17 protein-coding genes are annotated in these 18,778 nt (G+C 51.8%); 14 read left to right on the top strand and 3 right to left on the bottom strand.

Features of this window, described 5'->3' with window-relative positions; all coding sequences use genetic code 11:
* Positions 1–96 precede the first annotated feature (96 nt).
* From AC2A06_RS15480 to gcvP, 7 genes are all read left to right on the top strand, one after another.
* Positions 97–675, top strand: a complete 579-nt coding sequence (locus tag AC2A06_RS15480; protein ID WP_023489740.1) for a YecA/YgfB family protein — start codon at positions 97–99, stop codon at positions 673–675.
* 81 nt (positions 676–756) lie between these two features.
* On the top strand, positions 757–2,070 hold the full coding sequence (gene pepP, locus AC2A06_RS15475) for a Xaa-Pro aminopeptidase (RefSeq protein ID WP_484380873.1): 1,314 nt from the start codon (positions 757–759) through the stop codon (positions 2,068–2,070).
* Position 2,071: 1 nt separating this feature from the next.
* Positions 2,072–3,250, top strand: a complete 1,179-nt coding sequence (gene ubiH / locus AC2A06_RS15470) for a 2-octaprenyl-6-methoxyphenyl hydroxylase (protein WP_484380862.1) — start codon at positions 2,072–2,074, stop codon at positions 3,248–3,250.
* A 59-nt stretch (positions 3,251–3,309) separates the two neighbouring features.
* Positions 3,310–4,536, top strand: a complete 1,227-nt coding sequence (ubiI, locus tag AC2A06_RS15465; RefSeq protein WP_023489737.1) for an FAD-dependent 2-octaprenylphenol hydroxylase — start codon at positions 3,310–3,312, stop codon at positions 4,534–4,536.
* Between the two features lie 425 nt (positions 4,537–4,961).
* Complete coding sequence (gene gcvT, locus AC2A06_RS15460) at positions 4,962–6,059, top strand: glycine cleavage system aminomethyltransferase GcvT (RefSeq protein ID WP_023489736.1); 1,098 nt, start codon at positions 4,962–4,964, stop codon at positions 6,057–6,059.
* A 25-nt stretch (positions 6,060–6,084) separates the two neighbouring features.
* Positions 6,085–6,471 (top strand): glycine cleavage system protein GcvH, encoded by a 387-nt coding sequence (gene gcvH / locus AC2A06_RS15455; RefSeq protein ID WP_023489735.1) that lies wholly within the window; start codon positions 6,085–6,087, stop codon positions 6,469–6,471.
* 377 nt (positions 6,472–6,848) lie between these two features.
* Positions 6,849–9,728: an aminomethyl-transferring glycine dehydrogenase gene (gcvP, locus tag AC2A06_RS15450; protein WP_484380861.1), complete on the top strand. Its 2,880-nt coding sequence runs from the start codon at positions 6,849–6,851 to the stop codon at positions 9,726–9,728.
* Positions 9,729–9,801: 73 nt separating this feature from the next.
* On the opposite strand, the gene AC2A06_RS15445 is transcribed toward gcvP, so the two are convergent.
* A complete protein-coding gene (locus AC2A06_RS15445) occupies positions 9,802–10,410 on the bottom strand; it encodes an HD domain-containing protein (RefSeq protein WP_023489733.1) in 609 nt (202 codons plus the stop codon).
* A gap of 283 nt (positions 10,411–10,693) precedes the next feature.
* On the opposite strand from AC2A06_RS15445, the gene trhA reads away from it, so the two are divergent.
* A complete protein-coding gene (gene trhA / locus AC2A06_RS15440) occupies positions 10,694–11,359 on the top strand; it encodes a PAQR family membrane homeostasis protein TrhA (protein WP_023491434.1) in 666 nt (221 codons plus the stop codon).
* 56 nt (positions 11,360–11,415) lie between these two features.
* Here the strand turns inward: trhA and ygfZ are convergent, their stop codons facing one another.
* Entirely contained in the window at positions 11,416–12,408 is a 993-nt protein-coding gene (gene ygfZ / locus AC2A06_RS15435) for a tRNA-modifying protein YgfZ (RefSeq protein ID WP_484380860.1), read from the bottom strand.
* A 316-nt stretch (positions 12,409–12,724) separates the two neighbouring features.
* Here ygfZ and sdhE point away from each other — a divergent pair, with 316 nt between their 5' ends.
* The 5 genes from sdhE to creD all read left to right on the top strand — a co-directional run bounded on the left by sdhE (position 12,725) and on the right by creD (position 17,085).
* A complete protein-coding gene (gene sdhE, locus AC2A06_RS15430; RefSeq protein WP_023491437.1) occupies positions 12,725–12,991 on the top strand; it encodes an FAD assembly factor SdhE in 267 nt (88 codons plus the stop codon).
* Positions 12,972–13,394 (top strand): protein YgfX, encoded by a 423-nt coding sequence (locus AC2A06_RS15425; RefSeq protein ID WP_484380859.1) that lies wholly within the window; start codon positions 12,972–12,974, stop codon positions 13,392–13,394. The genes sdhE and AC2A06_RS15425 overlap by 20 nt, the downstream gene beginning before the upstream one ends.
* Positions 13,394–14,089, top strand: coding sequence for a two-component system response regulator CreB (gene creB, locus AC2A06_RS15420; protein WP_023491439.1), 696 nt, complete (start codon positions 13,394–13,396; stop codon positions 14,087–14,089). Before AC2A06_RS15425 ends, creB begins: the two co-directional genes overlap by 1 nt.
* Entirely contained in the window at positions 14,086–15,504 is a 1,419-nt protein-coding gene (creC, locus tag AC2A06_RS15415; RefSeq protein WP_484380858.1) for a two-component system sensor histidine kinase CreC, read from the top strand. Before creB ends, creC begins: the two co-directional genes overlap by 4 nt.
* A gap of 84 nt (positions 15,505–15,588) precedes the next feature.
* Positions 15,589–17,085, top strand: coding sequence for a cell envelope integrity protein CreD (gene creD, locus AC2A06_RS15410; protein ID WP_484380857.1), 1,497 nt, complete (start codon positions 15,589–15,591; stop codon positions 17,083–17,085).
* 35 nt (positions 17,086–17,120) lie between these two features.
* Here creD and fldB read toward each other — a convergent pair whose 3' ends face one another.
* On the bottom strand, positions 17,121–17,639 hold the full coding sequence (gene fldB, locus AC2A06_RS15405) for a flavodoxin FldB (RefSeq protein ID WP_484380856.1): 519 nt from the start codon (positions 17,637–17,639) through the stop codon (positions 17,121–17,123).
* A 211-nt stretch (positions 17,640–17,850) separates the two neighbouring features.
* Here fldB and xerD point away from each other — a divergent pair, with 211 nt between their 5' ends.
* Positions 17,851–18,750 (top strand): site-specific tyrosine recombinase XerD, encoded by a 900-nt coding sequence (xerD, locus tag AC2A06_RS15400; protein WP_484380855.1) that lies wholly within the window; start codon positions 17,851–17,853, stop codon positions 18,748–18,750.
* Positions 18,751–18,778 lie beyond the last annotated feature (28 nt).

Below are 18,778 nucleotides of genomic sequence, written 5' to 3'. Positions count from 1 at the left end.
CACTGACTGAACTGAGATGTTGCGCTCAACTGGTGTACCAATGGGGCTTGGTGGTAGCATAACACGAACTTATCTTGCCAACGATGACCAATACGCATGTCTATACAGAATACAGTTCCAAGTTATCAATCTTTGACCGTCGTGCTCAACCAGCAAGCGGTGGCCTTAACCGCAGCAGAAATGCACGGCTTGATCAGCGGCCTGCTGTGCGGTGGCAACCAGGATGCCAGTTGGCGGACGCTGGTGTTTGATCTGACCAACGATGGGGAGGCTTTCCCGCAGGTGCTGAGCCAGCCATTGCAACAACTGCATGACGCCACCAAAGAAGCGCTGGAAGATGATGAGTTCATGTTCCAATTGATGATGCCCGAGGGGGAAACCGTCAGCGTATTTGAACGTGCTGATGCACTGGCGGGCTGGGTAAACCACTTTTTGCTGGGGCTGGGCATGATGCAGCCGAAGTTGGCACAAGTGAAAGATGAAGTGGGTGAAGCGATAGACGATCTGCGTAATATTGCGCAACTGGGTTATGACGAAGATGAAGATCAAGAAGCGTTGGAACAGTCACTGGAAGAAGTGATGGAGTATGTGCGAGTTGTCGCGCTACTTTGCCATACTGAATTTACTCGCCAGCAGCCGAATGCGGCGGAAAATCGCAAGCCAACTTTGCATTAAACACCTGCGAGAGTGTTCGCATAGAGAATACTCAGCCTGATCTAAGACAGGAACAGGATTAACCGATTTCAGGAGAAGATGATGACCCAACAAGAATTCCATAACCGCCGTCAGGCATTGTTGGCGAAAATGGCTCCAGCCAGTGCGGCAGTGATTTTTGCCGCTCCGGAAGTGGCGCGTAATGCAGATTCTGAGTATCCGTATCGCCAAAACAGTGATTTCTGGTATTTGACCGGTTTTAACGAACCTGAAGCGGTCCTGATCCTGGTGAAAAGTGATGAAACCCATAATCACAGTGTGCTGTTTAATCGGGTACGTGATTTGACCGCAGAGATCTGGTTTGGTCGCCGCTTGGGGCAAGACGCCGCCCCAGCCCGATTGGGGATTGATCGCGCATTGGCGTTCAGCGAGATCAACGAGCAACTGCATCTGCTGCTTAATGGTCTGGACGTGGTGTACCACGCACCGGGGCAATACGCTTTTGCTGATGAGATTCTGTTTGCGGCGTTGGAGAAACTGCGAAAAGGTTTCCGCCAGAATCTGACGGCACCGGACACCTTAACGGACTATCGCCCATGGTTGCATGAAATGCGCCTGTTCAAATCAGCGGAAGAGTTAGCGGTGATGCGCCGTGCCGGTGAAATCAGTGCCCTGGCCCATACGCGTGCCATGCAAAAATGCCGCCCTGGTCTGTTCGAATATCAGTTGGAAGGCGAGATCCTGCATGAGTTTATCCGCCATGGCGCACGTTCCCCTTCTTATAACACCATCGTCGGTAGCGGTGACAACGCTTGCATTCTGCATTACACCGAAAATGAGAGTGAAATGCGTGATGGTGATTTGGTGTTGATTGATGCAGGTTGTGAGTACCGTGGTTATGCCGGCGATATCACCCGCACTTTTCCGGTAAATGGTAAATTCAGCCAACCTCAGCGTGAGCTTTATGACATCGTACTGGCCTCGATTAATAAGGCACTGGCGCTGTTTAAACCAGGCATCAGCATCCGCGAAGTGACTGATGAGGTGGTACGTATCATGATAGTTGGGCTGGTTGATCTGGGGATACTCCAGGGCGACATTGAACAACTGATTACTGAGCAGGCACACCGCCCATTCTTTATGCATGGCCTGAGCCACTGGTTAGGGCTGGATGTGCATGATGTCGGGCATTATGGCTCACCGAACCGTGATCGTGTGCTGGAACCTGGCATGGTGCTGACGGTTGAACCTGGTTTGTATATCGCGCCCGATGCGGATGTACCAGCGCAATATCGCGGTATCGGTATTCGTATTGAAGATGACATTCTGATCACCAAAACGGGTAATGAGAACCTCACCGCCAGCGTGGTGAAAGAGGTTGATGCGATTGAAGCCTTGATGGCAGCGGCGCGTTGATATGAGTGTCATCATTGTGGGTGGTGGCATGGCGGGTGCCACGTTGGCACTGGCGATTTCCTCCCTGACGCAGGGTAAACTGGCGGTCTCTCTGGTTGAGGCAAATCAGCCGGATGAGGGTGGCCACCCTGGGTTTGACGCTCGGGCTATCGCTCTGGCGCAGGGAACTTGCCAACAATTGGTGCGGATTGGTCTTTGGCAGGCGTTAAGTGATTGTGCCACCGCCATCACCCATGTGCATGTGAGTGACCGTGGACATGCTGGTTTTGTTAATCTCAACGCTCGGGACTACCAACTGGACGCCCTCGGGCATGTTATCGAACTGTTTGATGCCGGGCAGCGGCTGTTTGCGTTACTGGCCAAAGCGCCTGGTGTTACGGTGCATTGCCCGGCTAAAGTGGTTGATGTGCGGCGTACTGCTGAGTACGCCGAGGTTGAGTTAGACAATGGGCAACACCTGAAAGGACAACTGCTGGTGGCGGCGGATGGTTCGGCTTCCCCATTGGCCCAAGCCTGTCATATTCAATGGCAACAACAGGATTACCCGCAGTTCGCCACGATTGCCAATATCACCACTTCCGAGCATCCACAAGGTCGAGCGTTTGAACGCTTTACCCGTCATGGCCCGCTGGCGTTATTGCCCATGTCTCACGGGCGCTGTTCTTTGGTTTGGTGCCACGCACGAGAAACCCGCCAGCAGGTGGATAGCTGGAGCGAGGAACAGTTTCTCAGTGAATTACAACAAGCGTTTGGTTGGCGCTTGGGCAAGATGTTGCAGGCGGGTAAGCGCCATAGCTATCCTCTTCGCCTGCTGAAGGCTAACCAGCACGTGAGCCACCGTTTGGCATTGGTGGGTAATGCTGCCCAGACGTTGCATCCTATTGCTGGGCAAGGGTTTAATCTGGGGCTACGTGACGTGATGTCGTTGGCAGAAACCTTGGCAGAAGCGGCGCAAACCGGAGAGGACGTTGGGGCTTACCCATTATTAAGCCGTTATCAGCAACGGCGGCAGGGTGATCAGCAGGCAACTATTGGTGTTACTGATGGATTAGTACGGTTATTTGCCAACAACTATGCGCCGCTGGTTGCTGGGCGTAATCTGGGGGTGATGGTGATGGAACAGTTACCTGCAGCACGCCATGCTTTTGCCAAACGCACGTTGGGCTGGGTGGCGCGTTAAATTTCCCCTTTTCTGTGTTACGGGCAAGGGCTTAAGTTAGATGAAGGAATTGAGGCAGCATGCAATCATTTGATGTGATTATTGTTGGTGGCGGTATGGTGGGCTTGGCGCTGGCCTGTGGTTTGCAGGGCAGCGGTTTGCGCGTGGCGGTGCTGGAACAGCAATCACCACAACACTCACTACAACACGCACCGTTGTCAGAACGTCCGGCGCTACGCGTTTCTGCCATCAATGCTGCCAGTGAACGCTTGTTGCAACGGCTTGGTGCCTGGGACGAGATCATCAACCGGCGCGCCAGTGCCTATAACGCGATGGAAGTCTGGGAACGTGACAGTTTCGGCAAGATCGCTTTCCGCGGCGATGAATATGGCTTCAACCATTTGGGGCATATTATTGAAAATGATGTGATCCAGCAGGCGTTGTGGAATCGGGCTCAAACCTTGGCGGATGTAACGCTGCTGGCACCGGCGGTATTGAAACAGGTGGCCTGGGGCGAGAACGAGGCTTTTGTCACCCTGGAAGATGGCCGCATGTTGAGTGCTCGTTTGCTGGTCGGGGCAGATGGTGCCCATTCTTGGCTGCGTCAACATGCTGATATTCCATTGACCTTTTGGGATTATCGCCACAGTGCGTTGGTCGCCACCATCGCTACCGAACAGCCCCATTTGGCTACCGCGCGTCAGGTATTTCATGGTGACGGTATTCTGGCATTCTTGCCATTTAACGATGCGCATTTGAGTTCGATTGTCTGGTCAGTGGCACCGGAAGAGGCAGAGCGGCTGAAGCAGTTAGAACCGCAAGCCTTTAACCGTGAATTGGCGATGGCTTTTGATATGCGCTTAGGCCATTGTCAGTTACAGAGTGAACGCTTGACCTTCCCTCTTACTGGGCGTTATGCCCGCAGCTTTGCCAGTCATCGTCTGGCGTTGATGGGGGATGCGGCTCATACCGTACATCCTCTGGCGGGTCAGGGGGTGAATTTGGGCTTTATGGATGCGGCAGAACTGATCTCTGAACTTAAGCGTCTGCATCGTCAAGGTAAAGATATCGGTCAGCATCTCTATCTGCGCCGTTATGAGCGCCGCCGTAAGCAGGGTGCCGCGATGATGCTGGCCAGTATGCAGGGTTTTCGTGAATTGTTTGCGGGCAACAATCCAGCGAAGAAATTGCTGCGTGATGTAGGTTTAAGATTGGCAGATAGCCTGCCCGGTGTGAAACCCAAGCTGATTCGTCAGGCGATGGGGCTTAATGATTTGCCGGAGTGGTTGGCAGAGCCCGGTCATTAATTCAACTCCCAGGGGCGAATCGACTCGCCCTGATACTCTCCCTTCATTTGAGAAATTCTAATTTCAAGCCGATTTCATCATTACTTTTTCTAATGTTACTGTTGGCGGGTAAAAACGCTCATTCTCCAGATTTGACGAAGTTTGTTATATAACTTTGCCATTTTGCTGCTTTAATTGTTTGTTTTGTAGATTAAGCCGTGTTTTCCCAGTGAAAAAAACTGCATGCTAGTACCTGCCATTGACTGCTGATAAGTCTATTTTAACTTATGGTTAATCGGCGAGTTCGGTGATAACGTCACAGCAAAGGCATCGTTTGCGTCGTTGACTATTCGGCGCGGGTGAGTGTTAAGCAGCACACAATCAGCCCCCATCTTATTTGCGTAGCAACAGCCGGACTGCGGCTACTGGAGCGGAAAGAGGAAGAAATGGCAAAGCAAACCCCCCTGTATGACCAACATGTGGCTTGTGGTGCGCGCATGGTCGACTTTCATGGCTGGATGATGCCGCTGCATTATGGCTCCCAGATTGATGAACACCATACCGTGCGCCAAGATGCTGGTATGTTTGACGTTTCCCATATGACCATTGTCGATCTTCATGGTGCCCGTACCCGCGAGTTTCTGCGTTACCTATTAGCGAATGATGTCGCCAAACTCACCCAATCAGGCAAAGCCTTGTATAGCGGTATGTTGACTGCTTCCGGTGGGGTGATTGATGACCTGATTGTCTATTTCTTTACTGAAGAGTACTTCCGCCTGGTGGTGAACTCCGCCACCCGCGAGAAGGATCTGGCCTGGATTGAACAACATGCCGCCGCCTACCAGGTTGAGCTGACGGTGCGTGATGATCTGGCGCTGATTGCGGTACAGGGCCCACAGGCTAAACAACGTGCGGCCACCCTGTTTACGCCAGAACAACAACAGGCGGTGGCGGGTATGAAGCCCTTTTTCGGTGTGCAGGTGGGGGATTTATTTATTGCCACCACCGGTTATACCGGTGAAGCGGGCTATGAAATTGCCCTACCTAAAGAACAAGTGGTTGATTTCTGGCTGAAATTGCTAGCCGCAGGGGTGAAGCCGGCTGGGTTGGGGGCTCGTGATACATTGCGCCTGGAAGCGGGCATGAATCTCTACGGTCAGGAAATGGACGAAGGCGTTTCACCGCTGGCGGCTAATATGGGGTGGACGATTGCCTGGGAACCGCAGGATCGCCAGTTTATTGGTCGCGAGGCGTTGGAGCAGCAGCGAGAAAACGGCACTGAACAACTGGTCGGTTTGATCATGACCGAAAAAGGTGTATTACGTAATGAGTTACCGGTGCATTTTACCGATGCGCAGGGGCAGCCGCAGGTTGGGGTGATCACCAGTGGATCCTTTTCACCAACCTTGGGCTTCAGTATTGCATTGGCGCGTGTGCCTGCCGGTATTGGCGAACAGGCTATCGTGCAGATTCGTAACCGTGAAATGCCCGTCGTGATAACGAAACCGGGTTTTGTACGCGCTGGTAAATCATTGATCAATTAGTTCTTATTAAAGGAGAAGTAGGCCAATGAGTAATGTGCCAACAGAGCTGAAATATGCCGCATCTCATGAGTGGGTGCGTGACGAAGGTAATGGCGAATACCTGGTGGGGATTACTGAACACGCTCAAGAACTGCTGGGCGATATGGTATTTGTTGATCTGCCGGAAATCGGCACTGCGGTTTCCGCGGGTGATGAGTGCGCTGTTGCGGAATCGGTCAAGGCCGCGTCTGATATCTATGCTCCCATCAGCGGTGAAATTATTGCCGTCAATAATGAGCTGGAAAGTTCACCTGATCTGGTTAACAGCGAACCCTATGCTGATGGTTGGTTGTTCCGTATCAAGGCTTCTGATGAGGCTGAGCTAGACATGTTGCTGGATGCTGATGCGTATTTGGCTTCCATTGACGAATAATCAGTCGCTACTCACGTTCATTCGAGCTACAGCGGCTTGAATGAACGTGAGTAGATACCCGTCACCAATGAAGCTGCAGCGGTGTTGGCTACGCTCGTTCGCCCGAATCACTTACCCATGTAAGCTCATCGGGACTCTCTCGTTTGCCGCCTACCTGCAACTCCATTGAACTTGGGTATCGTTTCCGTCTTGACTGTATGGGTTGCCGAGAGTGATGTTAGCTATTGGGCAGCCCATTTACCGCCTGATGACAACGGGTAATCTACTGAGTAGGTAACGTGCTTGCCTATGATGTGATAGAACCTATGACGTGATAGTCAGCGTTGTGCAGTTCGGGCGATATCCCATACCCTGCAAGTATCCAGGAATTCGTAGCAATGACTCAGACACTCAGCCAACTTGAACACAGCGAAGCGTTTATTGAGCGCCATATCGGCTCTTCTGCCGAGCAACAGCAGCAGATGCTGGCAGCGGTGGGGGCAGGTTCGCTCAACGCGTTGATCCAACAGATTGTCCCGGTGGACATCCAACTGCCCGGGCCACCGCCAGTGGGCGAGGCGGCTACTGAACATCAGGCGTTGGCGGAACTAAAAGCCATTGCCTCACTGAATCAGTGCTACAAATCCTATATCGGTATGGGTTACAGCGCAGTGCTGATGCCACCGGTGATCCAGCGCAATATGCTGGAAAACCCAGGCTGGTACACCGCTTATACCCCGTATCAACCGGAAGTGTCACAAGGCCGTCTTGAGGCATTGCTGAATTTCCAGACCTTGACCCTTGATCTGACCGGGTTGGATCTGGCCTCCGCTTCCTTGCTTGATGAGGCGACAGCAGCCGCTGAAGCGATGGCATTGGCCAAACGTGCCAGCAAATTGAAAGAGGCTAACCGTTTCTTTGTTGCTGATGACGTTCACCCGCAAACGCTCGATGTGGTTCGTACCCGTGCGAAAACCTTTGGTTTCGAGGTTATTGTCGACAAGCCGGCGAAAGTGCTGGAGTTGCAAGGGGTATTTGGTGTGCTGTTGCAACAGATGGGCACCACCGGTGAACTGCATGACTACAGTGCGTTACTGGCAGAATTAAAACAACGCAAGATTATTACCAGCATGGCGGCAGACATTATGGCGCTGGTATTGCTGGTGGCTCCGGGCAAACAGGGGGCCGATGTGGTCTTTGGCTCCTCACAACGCTTTGGTGTCCCGATGGGCTATGGTGGCCCCCATGCGGCGTTCTTTGCTTGCCGTGACGAGTTCAAACGTTCAATGCCCGGGCGTATCATTGGCGTTTCTCGCGATGCAGCAGGTAATACTGCGCTACGTATGGCGATGCAAACCCGCGAGCAACATATCCGCCGTGAAAAGGCTAATTCCAATATCTGTACCTCACAGGTGTTGCTGGCCAACATTGCTAGCCTGTATGCGGTGTACCATGGGCCACAGGGCTTGCGGCGTATCGCTTTGCGCATTCATCGCCTGGCGGACATTCTGGCAGCAGGGTTGCAACAAGCGGGTTTATCTCTGCGTCACAATACCTGGTTCGATACCCTGACCGTGGAAGTGAAAGACAAGTCAGCGGTATTGGCGCGTGCGCTGAGCTTTGGTATTAATCTGCGTACTGATATTCATGGTGCGCTGGGGATCTCGTTGGATGAGGCCACTTGCCGTGAAGATATTCAGGCGCTGTTTGCCGTATTGATAGGTGATAATCACGGCCTGGATATTGATGCGCTAGATGCGCAGGTCAGCCAAGAGAGCCAGTCGATCCCGGCGGCATTGCTGCGTAAAGATCCGATCCTCACCCATCCGGTATTCAATCGCTATCACAGCGAAACCGAGATGATGCGTTATATGCATCGCTTGGAAAACAAAGATTTGGCGCTGAATCAGGCGATGATTCCGCTGGGCTCCTGCACCATGAAGTTGAACGCTGCCGCAGAGATGATCCCCATCACCTGGCCAGAGTTTTCAGACCTGCACCCATTCTGCCCGCCGGAACAGGCCGCAGGTTACCAACTGATGATCGGCCAGCTTTCTCAATGGCTGGTTCAGTTAACCGGTTATGATGCGGTATGCATGCAGCCTAATTCTGGGGCCCAGGGGGAGTATGCGGGCTTGCTGGCCATCCGCCGTTATCATGAAAGCCGTAATGAAACCGACCGTAATATCTGTTTGATCCCCAGTTCAGCCCATGGTACCAACCCGGCGTCAGCCCAGATGGCGGGCATGAGTGTGGTGGTGGTGGCTTGCGACAAGAACGGGAATATCGACTTGCATGATCTGCGGTTGAAAGCAGAACAGGCAGGTGAAGCCCTTTCCTGCATTATGGTCACCTATCCCTCCACCCATGGTGTTTATGAAGAGACCATCCGTGAAGTGTGCCAGATAGTGCATCAGTTCGGCGGCCAGGTGTATCTGGATGGCGCCAATATGAATGCGCAGGTGGGGATCACCACGCCGGGCTATATCGGTGCCGATGTTTCTCACCTTAACTTGCATAAAACCTTCAGCATTCCCCATGGCGGTGGTGGCCCAGGTATGGGGCCGATTGGCGTGAAAGCACACTTGGCCCCCTTTGTGCCAGGGCACAGTGTGGTACAGATTGATGGCGTGACCACTCAGCAGAGCGCGGTTTCTGCGGCGCCGTTTGGTAGTGCTTCCATTCTGCCAATCAGTTGGATGTATATCCGCATGATGGGAGCAGAAGGGCTCAAGCAGGCTAGCCAGGTGGCGATCCTCAATGCCAACTATATTGCCACCCGTCTGAAAGGGGCATACCCGGTGCTGTATACCGGACGTGATGGCCGCGTAGCCCACGAATGCATTCTGGATATTCGTCCGTTAAAAGAGGAAACCGGCATCAGTGAGATGGATATTGCCAAGCGTCTGATTGATTATGGGTTCCATGCCCCTACCATGTCATTCCCGGTGGCAGGCACGTTGATGGTGGAACCGACCGAATCGGAAAGTAAAGTGGAGCTGGACCGTTTTATTGATGCCATGCTGGCTATTCGTCACGAAATTGATCGGGTACATCGCGGTGAATGGCCACTGGATGATAATCCTTTGGTTAATGCCCCGCATATTCAAGCTGAACTGGTCAGCGACTGGCAGCATGCTTATAGCCGTGAACTGGCGGTATTCCCGGTTGCTGGGGTGCGTGAGAACAAATATTGGCCAAGCGTCAAGCGCCTGGATGATGTTTATGGGGATCGTAATCTGTTCTGTTCTTGTGTGCCGATGGAAGAATATCAGTAGGATGATTTGTGGCCCGGAGACTCGGGCCTGACATCATCGCAGGGAAGGGGGCCTCGGCCCTCTTCCGTTATGGTTATTTCAACCAACCTTTGCGCTGAGCCTCCTGCAGATGGTGCAGTAAGTGTTGCCATAGCTCAGGGTGAATATCGCCAATCACGCCATTACGCTCTAACACCTGATTGAGACTGACGTTATTTTCTATCCAGCTCTGGCCTTGATTATGCAGGTTCATCAGCATGGGCATTGCGCGATCCAGCATGAACGCAAAACGTGCATCGGCGCTGCTGCCCTCTTCATATTCTTGCCATAAAGCAGTGAACTGTTCACGCTGCGGTTCAGGTAGCAGGCCGAAGAGCCGTTTCGCTGCTGCGACCTCTTGATCATGGATCTCCGCCCGGGCACTCAGGTCATAGACGAAGACATCCCCCGCATCGATTTCAACAATATCATGCAGCAACGCCATCTGGATCACGCGCTGAATATCCACCTCTTTACTGGCATAAGGTGCCAGGCTGAATGCCGCAACCGCAAAGTGCCAGCTATGTTCAGCGGAGTTTTCCTGGCGCTGCGTACCCAGCACCTTGGTACGGCGCTGAACGCTTTTTAGTTTATCGATCTCCATCAGGAACTGAATAACTTGTGTCATGGAACCAAAATTTAATACTGGCACAGCAGATGACATGGTACGGACCTCGAGGTGGGCAAAAAAGGGAATATCCAAGTAGCTGCTCATCTGCAACTTGAATGAGCTCGGGTATAAAAAACCCGCTGATTGTAGCTGAATGAACTACAGATTTCGATGTTGACCCGGTGTTACATGCGTTCACAGTTTATTTGAGCGTACACGTGTACACTGGAATCATTGTTGGTTAAGCTAATCTGTAGTGATTTTGCACAATTTATTCCGCTAGCAGCTCACATTCGGTGGCTTGCATGGATGCGGATTTCAAGGAGCGATGGAGATAATGGTTGAAGTAAAAAACGAGGTGAGTAAACAGCCTGCCAAAACTTACCCATGGGCTGAAGAGATCGCCAACAGCGTTAGCCATGGCATTGGTTTGGTTTTTGGTATTGTCGGGTTGGTTTTACTGCTGATACAGGCAGTGGGGAGTGGTGCCGATGCAATAGCGATCACCAGTTATAGCCTGTATGGCGGCAGTATGATCCTGCTGTTTCTGGCTTCCACGCTGTATCATGCCATTCCGCATCAACGGGCCAAGCACTGGCTGAAAAAGTTTGACCACTGTGCGATTTACCTGCTGATTGCCGGTACTTATACACCGTTCTTGCTGGTGGGGCTGGATTCGCCACTGGCGCGGGGGCTGATGGCGGTAATCTGGGGCTTAGCGTTGCTGGGGGTGATTTTTAAACTGGCGTTTGCGCACCGGTTTGAAGTGTTATCGTTGGTGACTTATCTCACTATGGGCTGGTTGTCGCTGATTGTGATCTATCAATTAGCCACCCGCTTAGCCGTTGGCGGCGTCACTTTACTGGCAGTAGGTGGGGTGGTGTATACGCTCGGGGTGATTTTCTATGCCTCCAAGCGTTTTCGCTTTGGCCACGCGATTTGGCACGGTTTTGTCCTTGGTGGCAGCGTCTGCCATTTTCTGGCGATCTATTTATATGTTTAATCTTCTCAGATAGCCCCAGGCAACATGCTGTTCGTCTGGGGCGATGCTCTACACGGTTACTGCTCTTCCGCCAGCGAATAGGGCAGTGGCTTGATGCTCAGCTGACTCTCGGCATCCCCACGCACCCGCAGTTCGCTGTCAGCCGCCAGATCGTTATTCATTACCACTTGAACCCAGAGCGCGCCATCAGCCAGATGGCTTGCCGCCAGCACGGTGCCGGTACGCCGCCAGTTGTCACCCAGCTTCAGTTCCAGCTCATCACCCGCTTGCGGAGCAGCGTTGCCGCTGCCTGCCAACCAATACATGGCGCGTTTATTGGCACCACGGAACTTGGCGCGAGCCACCATTTCCTGCCCGGTGTAACACCCTTTACTAAAACTGATGCCCGCCAGTGCCTGCAGATTAGTGGCTTGGGGGATCAGTTGCCCATTGTTTGGCGCATCAATCACTGGGTAACCGGCTTCAATATCCAGTAGCAACCATTGGCGACTATCGTTTAATTCAGCCTGCCCACTCAATTGTGTGGTGATCTGGTTGGCGAACTCAGCGGTGGTGATTAACATAAAGCGCTCTGCGGGCAGCGCAAAATGCAATAACGTGGTATCCCCGTCTTGCACCACTTGATGCTCAGCATCAGGTAAAGTCGCAAAAATAGTCGCCAAAGCGGCACGTGCCTCAGCGCCCGCCACTCCCAACAATACCGCTTGATCGTCAGCAGCGATGGTCACTTTGGAAAAGACAGCGTATTTTTTGATTTCCGCCAGTTGGCTTTCCAGCACACTGCGACGTTCAAGATAAGCGAAACCTTCACCACGGTGAAATAAACGCAGGTTGCTCCACATTTTGCCTTTGGCATCACAATGGCCACAAAGAACATGTTGGTCGGCCGCTAATTTGCTGATATCCGCCGTCACCTGCCCTTGCAGGTATTTCACCGTATCGGGGCCATTGAGCTGCACCAGCACCCAATTTTCCAATGAGATCAGCGTCAGTGGCAGATGGATGGAGGCACAAGGTGGATGGGAGGGAAAAGGAATGTTGGGCATCATAATCACTTCCTGCTGCGTATTGATACTTTCTGTCCGTTAATAGGCGAATTGTCAGAGGGTTGTAGCTGACATGAGTTTAGGTATAGCTTACCTGAAGGATGAATACCATGGTAAAAGAGATGGCGGGCTTTGCAAACAGTTATTATGGCGTAGGGTTTTTTAAGATTTTTCTCATTGTTTGGCAAATACCCTTTCCGCAAAGTGTGTCAAATTGTTACTCTATGCCATCTTAGCGCAATTTGGGGCGATACCCACATTGCTGCAATACTGTTTGAATGATGACGGGCATAGCTGATAAGAGGTGAGTGATAACAGCATGGATATTAACAATAAAGCACGCATTCACTGGGCTTGCCGCCGTGGTATGCGCGAGTTGGATCTCTCAATCATGCCGTTTTTTGAGTATGAGTACGACACGCTGAATGATAAAGACAAAGCTCTGTTCATCCGTCTGCTGGAGTGCGATGACCCGGATTTGTTGAATTGGCTAATGAATAATGGCGCTCCGCAGGATCAAGAACTGCAGAGAATGGTTTCACTGATTCAGACGCGAAATAAAGACCGTGGCTTTGTGGCGATGTAATGTCCGGGTTTCCTGGCGAACCCAATGCCTTTCACTGTTAATGCATGGTGCATTGATTTTATTGATATTGATCTCACCTTGGCCAGTAAATTATAGCCTGATCTGGCTGGTGTTGGTGACCTTGGTGGTGTTTGAATGCATCCGCAGCCAGAAGCGTATCGCCTCAAGAAAAGGAGAGTTGCGCTTGCTGGCAGAACGCAGGATTGAGTGGCAAGGAGAGGAATGGCTGATCGTGAAAAAAGCCTGGATGCTGAGGTTCGGGGTTTTACTCTCACTGCAGCAGGCCAATGGTAAGAAACGCTGTAAGCTATGGCTGGCCTCAGATGCCTTAAGTCATGGGGAGTGGCGTCATCTGTACCAACAGCTGTTATACCCGCAAGTGACGTTTGACGAGGATAAGTAATGAAACCACTGCTCTGGTTGGTAGAGGACGAACCCAGCATTGCAGACACCTTGATCTATACCCTGGAGAGTGAAGGTTTTCAGGTACGTTGGTTTGACCGTGGTGAGCCTGCATTACAGGCTTTGCCGCAAGGCGTACCGGCGCTGGCTATTCTTGATGTGGGGTTGCCTGATATCAATGGTTTTGAACTTTGCCGTCGCTTGCTGGCGCAGGCAGAGGATTTACCTATTCTATTTCTTACCGCACGCAGTGATGAGCTCGATCGCCTAATCGGTTTGGAAATTGGTGCGGATGACTATGTTGCTAAACCTTTTTCCCCCCGCGAGGTTAGTGCACGGGTGCGTACTATTTTGCGGCGGCTGCAAAAGCAGCAGCGCCTGCAACAGCCAACACACTATCATTTTGGCGCTTTTACTCTGGATGAAGAAGGGGCCTTGATCTGTTATCACCAACAGCCCTTACAGTTAACCCGCTATGAATTCTTATTATTGAAAACCTTACTGTTGGCCCCGGGGCGGGTGTTTTCACGCCAGCAATTGATGGATATCGTTTGGGCTCAGGCAGAAGAGAGCCTGGATCGTACTGTCGATACCCATATCAAAACGTTGCGCGCCAAATTGCGTGCTATTGATGCCGGGGAGCCGCCGATCCATACCCATCGGGGTTTAGGTTACAGCGTGAGCCGTCAGCCATGAGGATTGGCCTGCACTTACTATTGGGCTATTTCCTGATTGTGGCGATAGCGGGTTACTTTGTCCTGAGCATTTTTGTCCAGGAGGTGAAGCCCGGCGTGCGGCGCGCTACTGAAGGCACCCTGGTGGATACCGCCAATCTGCTGGCGCAAGTGGCCCGCTTGGATATGAAACGCGGCGATGTGGCCCAGGGCCAATTAGCACAAGCTCTTGGCCAGCTTAATCAGAGGCCGATTGGCGCGAATATTGCCGGTATTCGTAAAGATCGTAATGAGTATCGTGTCTATCTTACTGACGTGCGCGGCAAGGTTATTTTTGACTCGCAAGGTCTGGCTCTGGGGCAAGACTATTCCCGCTGGAATGATGTCTATTTGACATTACGTGGTCAATACGGTGCGCGCAGTACACGCACCATCGCGGATGATGAAAACAGCTCAGTGATGTATGTGGCGGCCCCGGTGATAGAACAAGGGCAGATTATCGGGGTGCTCAGTGTCGGTAAACCCAATAGCGCCATGGTGCCAGTGATCCGCCGTAGTGAGCGGCGTATTTTATTGGCGGGGGCGATGTTACTGGGGATTGCCTTGGCGATTGGCCTCGGGTTCGTCTGGTGGATCAACCGTTCAATTAACCGCCTGGTGCGTTATGCCAATGGGGTGGCGAAGGGCGAGGCGGTTTCACTACCCAGAATGGGCAGTGTTGAATTGGCCCAGTTGGCGCAGGCTCTAGAAAGTATGCGTATCAAACTTGAGGGTAAAGCCTATATTGAACAGTATGTGCATACTCTGACGCATGAATTGAAAAGCCCGCTGGCGGCGATCCGTGGTGCAGCGGAGTTGTTGCAGGAGTTACCACCGCCAGAGACCGCAAAACGTTTCCTCACCAACATTGAACAACAGAGTGCGCGCATCCAACAACTGGTGGATAAATTGCTGGTTCAGGCACGCTTGGAAAGCCGCCCTGGTTTGGAGTTGGCTCCTGTGGCATTGGTGCCGTTAGTGCAACAGGTAGTGGCCACTAAGGAAGCACCGGCGGCGCAGCGCGGTATTACTATCACCGTGGGGGCGTTACCTGAGGTAACGGTGACTGGGGATGCGTTCCTGCTTGGGCAAGCGTTAAGCAACCTGTTGGATAATGCCTTGGATTTCACCCCGGCGGGTGGCTCTATCAGCATTGACGGGGTGCGTTTGGAACAGCAGTATCAACTGACGATTAGCGATACTGGCAGCGGTATTCCTGATTATGCCCTCGATAAAGTTTTTGAACGTTTCTACTCCCTGGCCCGCGCCGATAAACCCAAAAGCAGTGGTCTGGGGCTTAACTTTGTGCAAGAAGTAGCGCGTTTGCACCATGGCAGTATCCGTTTGCACAATCTACAACCCTCCGGTGTTGCCGCAATTTTCACTTTAATGATCTAACTTCACCTGCTCTTCACATAACCACATTCTGATTTCACTTGCCGGTTTTATTGTTGCGTCATCGTCTACAAGGAGAATGCAGCAATGTTTAAATCGGTGTTATTTTGGAAAATCACCACATTATTGGGGTTAATGATCCTGATGATGTTCCCGGTATCCCTGTTAAGAGATGCCATAGAAGAACGTAGTGGCTATCGTCAGAGTGTGATCAGCCAGGTGAGTGAAAGCACTAGCCGGGCACAGAAGATCCTCGGGCCGTTGATTGTGATCCCTTATACCGTCAGTGAAGAGAGAAAAGATGAGAATGGGGTCGAGTTTGTACTGGAAAGCCAGCGTCAATTATTTGTATTACCGGAATCGTTACAGGTTAACGGCACACCCAATGTTGATGTACGTAAACTGGGGATCTATCAGACCCAAGTCTATCAAGGCCCATTAGAATTTCAGGTGAAATTTACCCCGCCCAACTTGCAGGAGTTGCAGCAGAGTCATGTGAAGATGGGCCAGCCATTTTTGATGGTGTCGTTAAGTGACTCCCGCGGAATCAAAGCTATTTCACCTCTGAGTGGTACACAGCAGGGAACATTCGAGCCAGGTACCGGGGTCAATGGGCTTACTCAAGGCCTCAGTGCCCCGTTGTCACTGGATGTTTTACAAGCCCAAGGGTTAGAAGCGAGCTTTACCCTGACGCTAGCCGGTACCAGTCGGTTGTCATTAGTCCCTCTGGGGCGTAATTCGCAACTGACACTGCAAAGTAACTGGCCACATCCTAACTTTTTAGGTGATTTCTTGCCTGATGAACGCAAAGTGACGGAGAACGGCTTCAGCGCCCATTGGAGCAGTACTTGGTTTGCCAATAATATTAATAGTGTGCTCCACCTGAAAAGTGTTTCTATCGGCAATGACGCGTCTGATTACCAGGATAAACTACCGACGTTTACCACCAGCTTTATCGAGCCGGTGGATCATTATCAGTTAGTTGACCGTGCAGTGAAGTATGCGATGCTGTTTCTTGGCTTAACGTTTATGTCGTTCTTCCTGTTTGAAACCCTGACCGGGCTACGGGTCCACCCGATCCAATATCTGTTGGTAGGTGCGGCGCTGGTGTTGTTTTACCTGATCTTGCTGGCGTTTTCGGAACATGTCGGTTTTGACGTGGCCTATTTACTGGGAAGTATCGCTTGTAGTGGTTTGATTGCTTTTTACCTCTGTGCGGTATTGCGTAGCAAGCTGTGGGGAATACTGTTTGCTGTTGGTTTGTTATCGCTGTATGGCGTGTTGTTTCTGTTGCTACAGTCAGAAGATAACTCGCTGGTGTTGGGCTCGGTACTGCTGTTTGTGGTGTTGGCGGCGATTATGTTGCTGACGCGTAAACTGGACTGGTATCTGGTGGCTGACCCGACTCGTTTGAAGGGGAATCCTGCCGTAGCTAAAGGACCAGCGGTGCCAGAAGAGGTTGCAACTCCTGAAGATGTCACGGTAGCGGAAGACATTGCGCAGCCTGAAGCGGAAGCAGTTACTGAAGCCACGCTTGAAGAACCTGCCACCAAGGATGAAAGTAATTTCAGATTGTGGAAGTAACCTTACTACTGGGCGCATGATTGCGCCCAATCTCCTTACAGCAACGCATCTATCTCCAGCAGGATCTGTTCACACCATTGTTCTAGGCGTTGTTCGCTCATCTCATACTGATTGACTTCATCCAGTGCCAGACCGACAAAGTGTTGCCCGTCCGCAGTGAGCGGTTTGGGGCTGGTGAATTCAAAGCCTGCCGTTGGCCAGAAACCTATAAACTGCACCCCCATGGGGGCCAACTGATCATGTAGCATCCCTAGTGCATCAAGAAACCATTCACCGTAACCCAGTTGATCGCCCATGCCGTAAAGAGCAACAATTTTGCCTTTCAGATCTAACTCCGGCAGTTGCTGCCAGATAGCTTCCCAGTCTTCTTGCAACTCACCAAAATCCCAGGTTGGAATACCGAGGATCAGCACGGAGTAATCCTCCATTAACTTGGGGGAAACCTCTTTCAGATTGTGCAGTTCAACCAGTTCATCTCCCAGGATGTCGCGGATTTTCTCTGCTGCCATCTCGGTGTAGCAGGTGCTGGAGCCATAAAATAGACCGATCTTCATGTTTAAGTCACTTAAGGTGCTGGGTGTAGAATGGTAACGAGTATACTAAATAGCGGCACATAATAGTGCTACAAGTGAGAGTGGTGCAGGTTAGCCGAGCGTTGGGTTTACGGCGAGTCGGCGTTCCGCGTTACTCTCACTGAAACAAAACGTGAAGCGAGTGGTATTAAGTTATTTGGATTGACGACGGGTATAACAAAGAGAGAGGCACATGCAACAGCAAGATAGCGCACTGATTGAGCAATTTCTGGATGCGCTGTGGCTTGAACGCAATCTGGCAGAAAATACCCTGGTTTCCTACCGGCTGGATTTGCAGGCCTTGGCAGGCTGGTTGGCTGCCACTCACAGTAGTTTTTTGCAGGCGCAAGCGCTGGATCTGCAGGCTTTTCTTGCTGATCGGGTTGAAGGGGGCTATAAGGCCACCAGTTCCGCTCGTTTGCTCAGTGCGATGCGCCGTTTGTATCAATATTTTAACCGTGAAAAATTGCGGGAGGATGACCCGACCGCGTTGTTGGCCTCACCCAAATTACCGCAGCGCTTGCCAAAAGATCTGAGTGAAGCGCAGGTAGAAGCGTTGCTACAAGCTCCCTGCGTTGATCAACCGCTGGAGTTGCGTGATAAGGCGATGCTTGAAGTGCTGTATGCGACAGGTTTGCGGGTGTCAGAGCTGGTGGGTTTGAACATCGGTGATGTCAGCTTGCGCCAAGGGGTGGTGCGCGTCATTGGTAAAGGTAATAAAGAGCGCTTGGTTCCCTTGGGGGAAGAGGCGGTATACTGGATTGAAAACTACCTGGAGTACGGTAGACCCTGGATGTTGAACGGCCAGACGCTCGATGTGTTGTTCCCCAGTAGCCGCAGCCAGCAAATGACCCGCCAGACATTCTGGCATCGCATCAAACATTATGCGACTCTAGCAGGTATTGATAGTGAGCGCTTGTCGCCACACGTCTTGCGCCACGCCTTCGCCACCCATTTACTGAACCATGGGGCCGATCTGCGTGTCGTACAGATGTTATTGGGGCACAGCGACCTCTCAACAACGCAAATTTATACACATGTAGCCACTGAAAGATTGAAACAGCTACATCAACAGCACCACCCGCGCGCTTGAAACGCGGACTCTGGAAGGATAAAAAGTG

The sequence above is a fragment of the Serratia sp. HNCC26DJ244 genome (assembly GCF_057180565.1).
The sequence above is the reverse complement of the archived record's forward strand: the minus strand, read 5'-3'. Positions and strand labels throughout refer to the sequence as shown.

Coding starts and splice junctions, on each gene's coding strand:
- pepP (WP_484380873.1), top strand. CDS start 757: ATGACCCAACAAGAATTCCATAACCGCCGTCAGGCATTGTTGGCGAAA.
- sdhE (WP_023491437.1), top strand. CDS start 12,725: ATGGATATTAACAATAAAGCACGCATTCACTGGGCTTGCCGCCGTGGT.
- creC (WP_484380858.1), top strand. CDS start 14,086: ATGAGGATTGGCCTGCACTTACTATTGGGCTATTTCCTGATTGTGGCG.
- AC2A06_RS15480 (WP_023489740.1), top strand. CDS start 97: ATGTCTATACAGAATACAGTTCCAAGTTATCAATCTTTGACCGTCGTG.
- trhA (WP_023491434.1), top strand. CDS start 10,694: ATGGTTGAAGTAAAAAACGAGGTGAGTAAACAGCCTGCCAAAACTTAC.
- creB (WP_023491439.1), top strand. CDS start 13,394: ATGAAACCACTGCTCTGGTTGGTAGAGGACGAACCCAGCATTGCAGAC.
- xerD (WP_484380855.1), top strand. CDS start 17,851: ATGCAACAGCAAGATAGCGCACTGATTGAGCAATTTCTGGATGCGCTG.
- ubiH (WP_484380862.1), top strand. CDS start 2,072: ATGAGTGTCATCATTGTGGGTGGTGGCATGGCGGGTGCCACGTTGGCA.
- AC2A06_RS15445 (WP_023489733.1), bottom strand. CDS start 10,410: ATGTCATCTGCTGTGCCAGTATTAAATTTTGGTTCCATGACACAAGTT.
- fldB (WP_484380856.1), bottom strand. CDS start 17,639: ATGAAGATCGGTCTATTTTATGGCTCCAGCACCTGCTACACCGAGATG.
- gcvT (WP_023489736.1), top strand. CDS start 4,962: ATGGCAAAGCAAACCCCCCTGTATGACCAACATGTGGCTTGTGGTGCG.
- gcvH (WP_023489735.1), top strand. CDS start 6,085: ATGAGTAATGTGCCAACAGAGCTGAAATATGCCGCATCTCATGAGTGG.
- creD (WP_484380857.1), top strand. CDS start 15,589: ATGTTTAAATCGGTGTTATTTTGGAAAATCACCACATTATTGGGGTTA.
- ygfZ (WP_484380860.1), bottom strand. CDS start 12,408: ATGATGCCCAACATTCCTTTTCCCTCCCATCCACCTTGTGCCTCCATC.
- gcvP (WP_484380861.1), top strand. CDS start 6,849: ATGACTCAGACACTCAGCCAACTTGAACACAGCGAAGCGTTTATTGAG.
- ubiI (WP_023489737.1), top strand. CDS start 3,310: ATGCAATCATTTGATGTGATTATTGTTGGTGGCGGTATGGTGGGCTTG.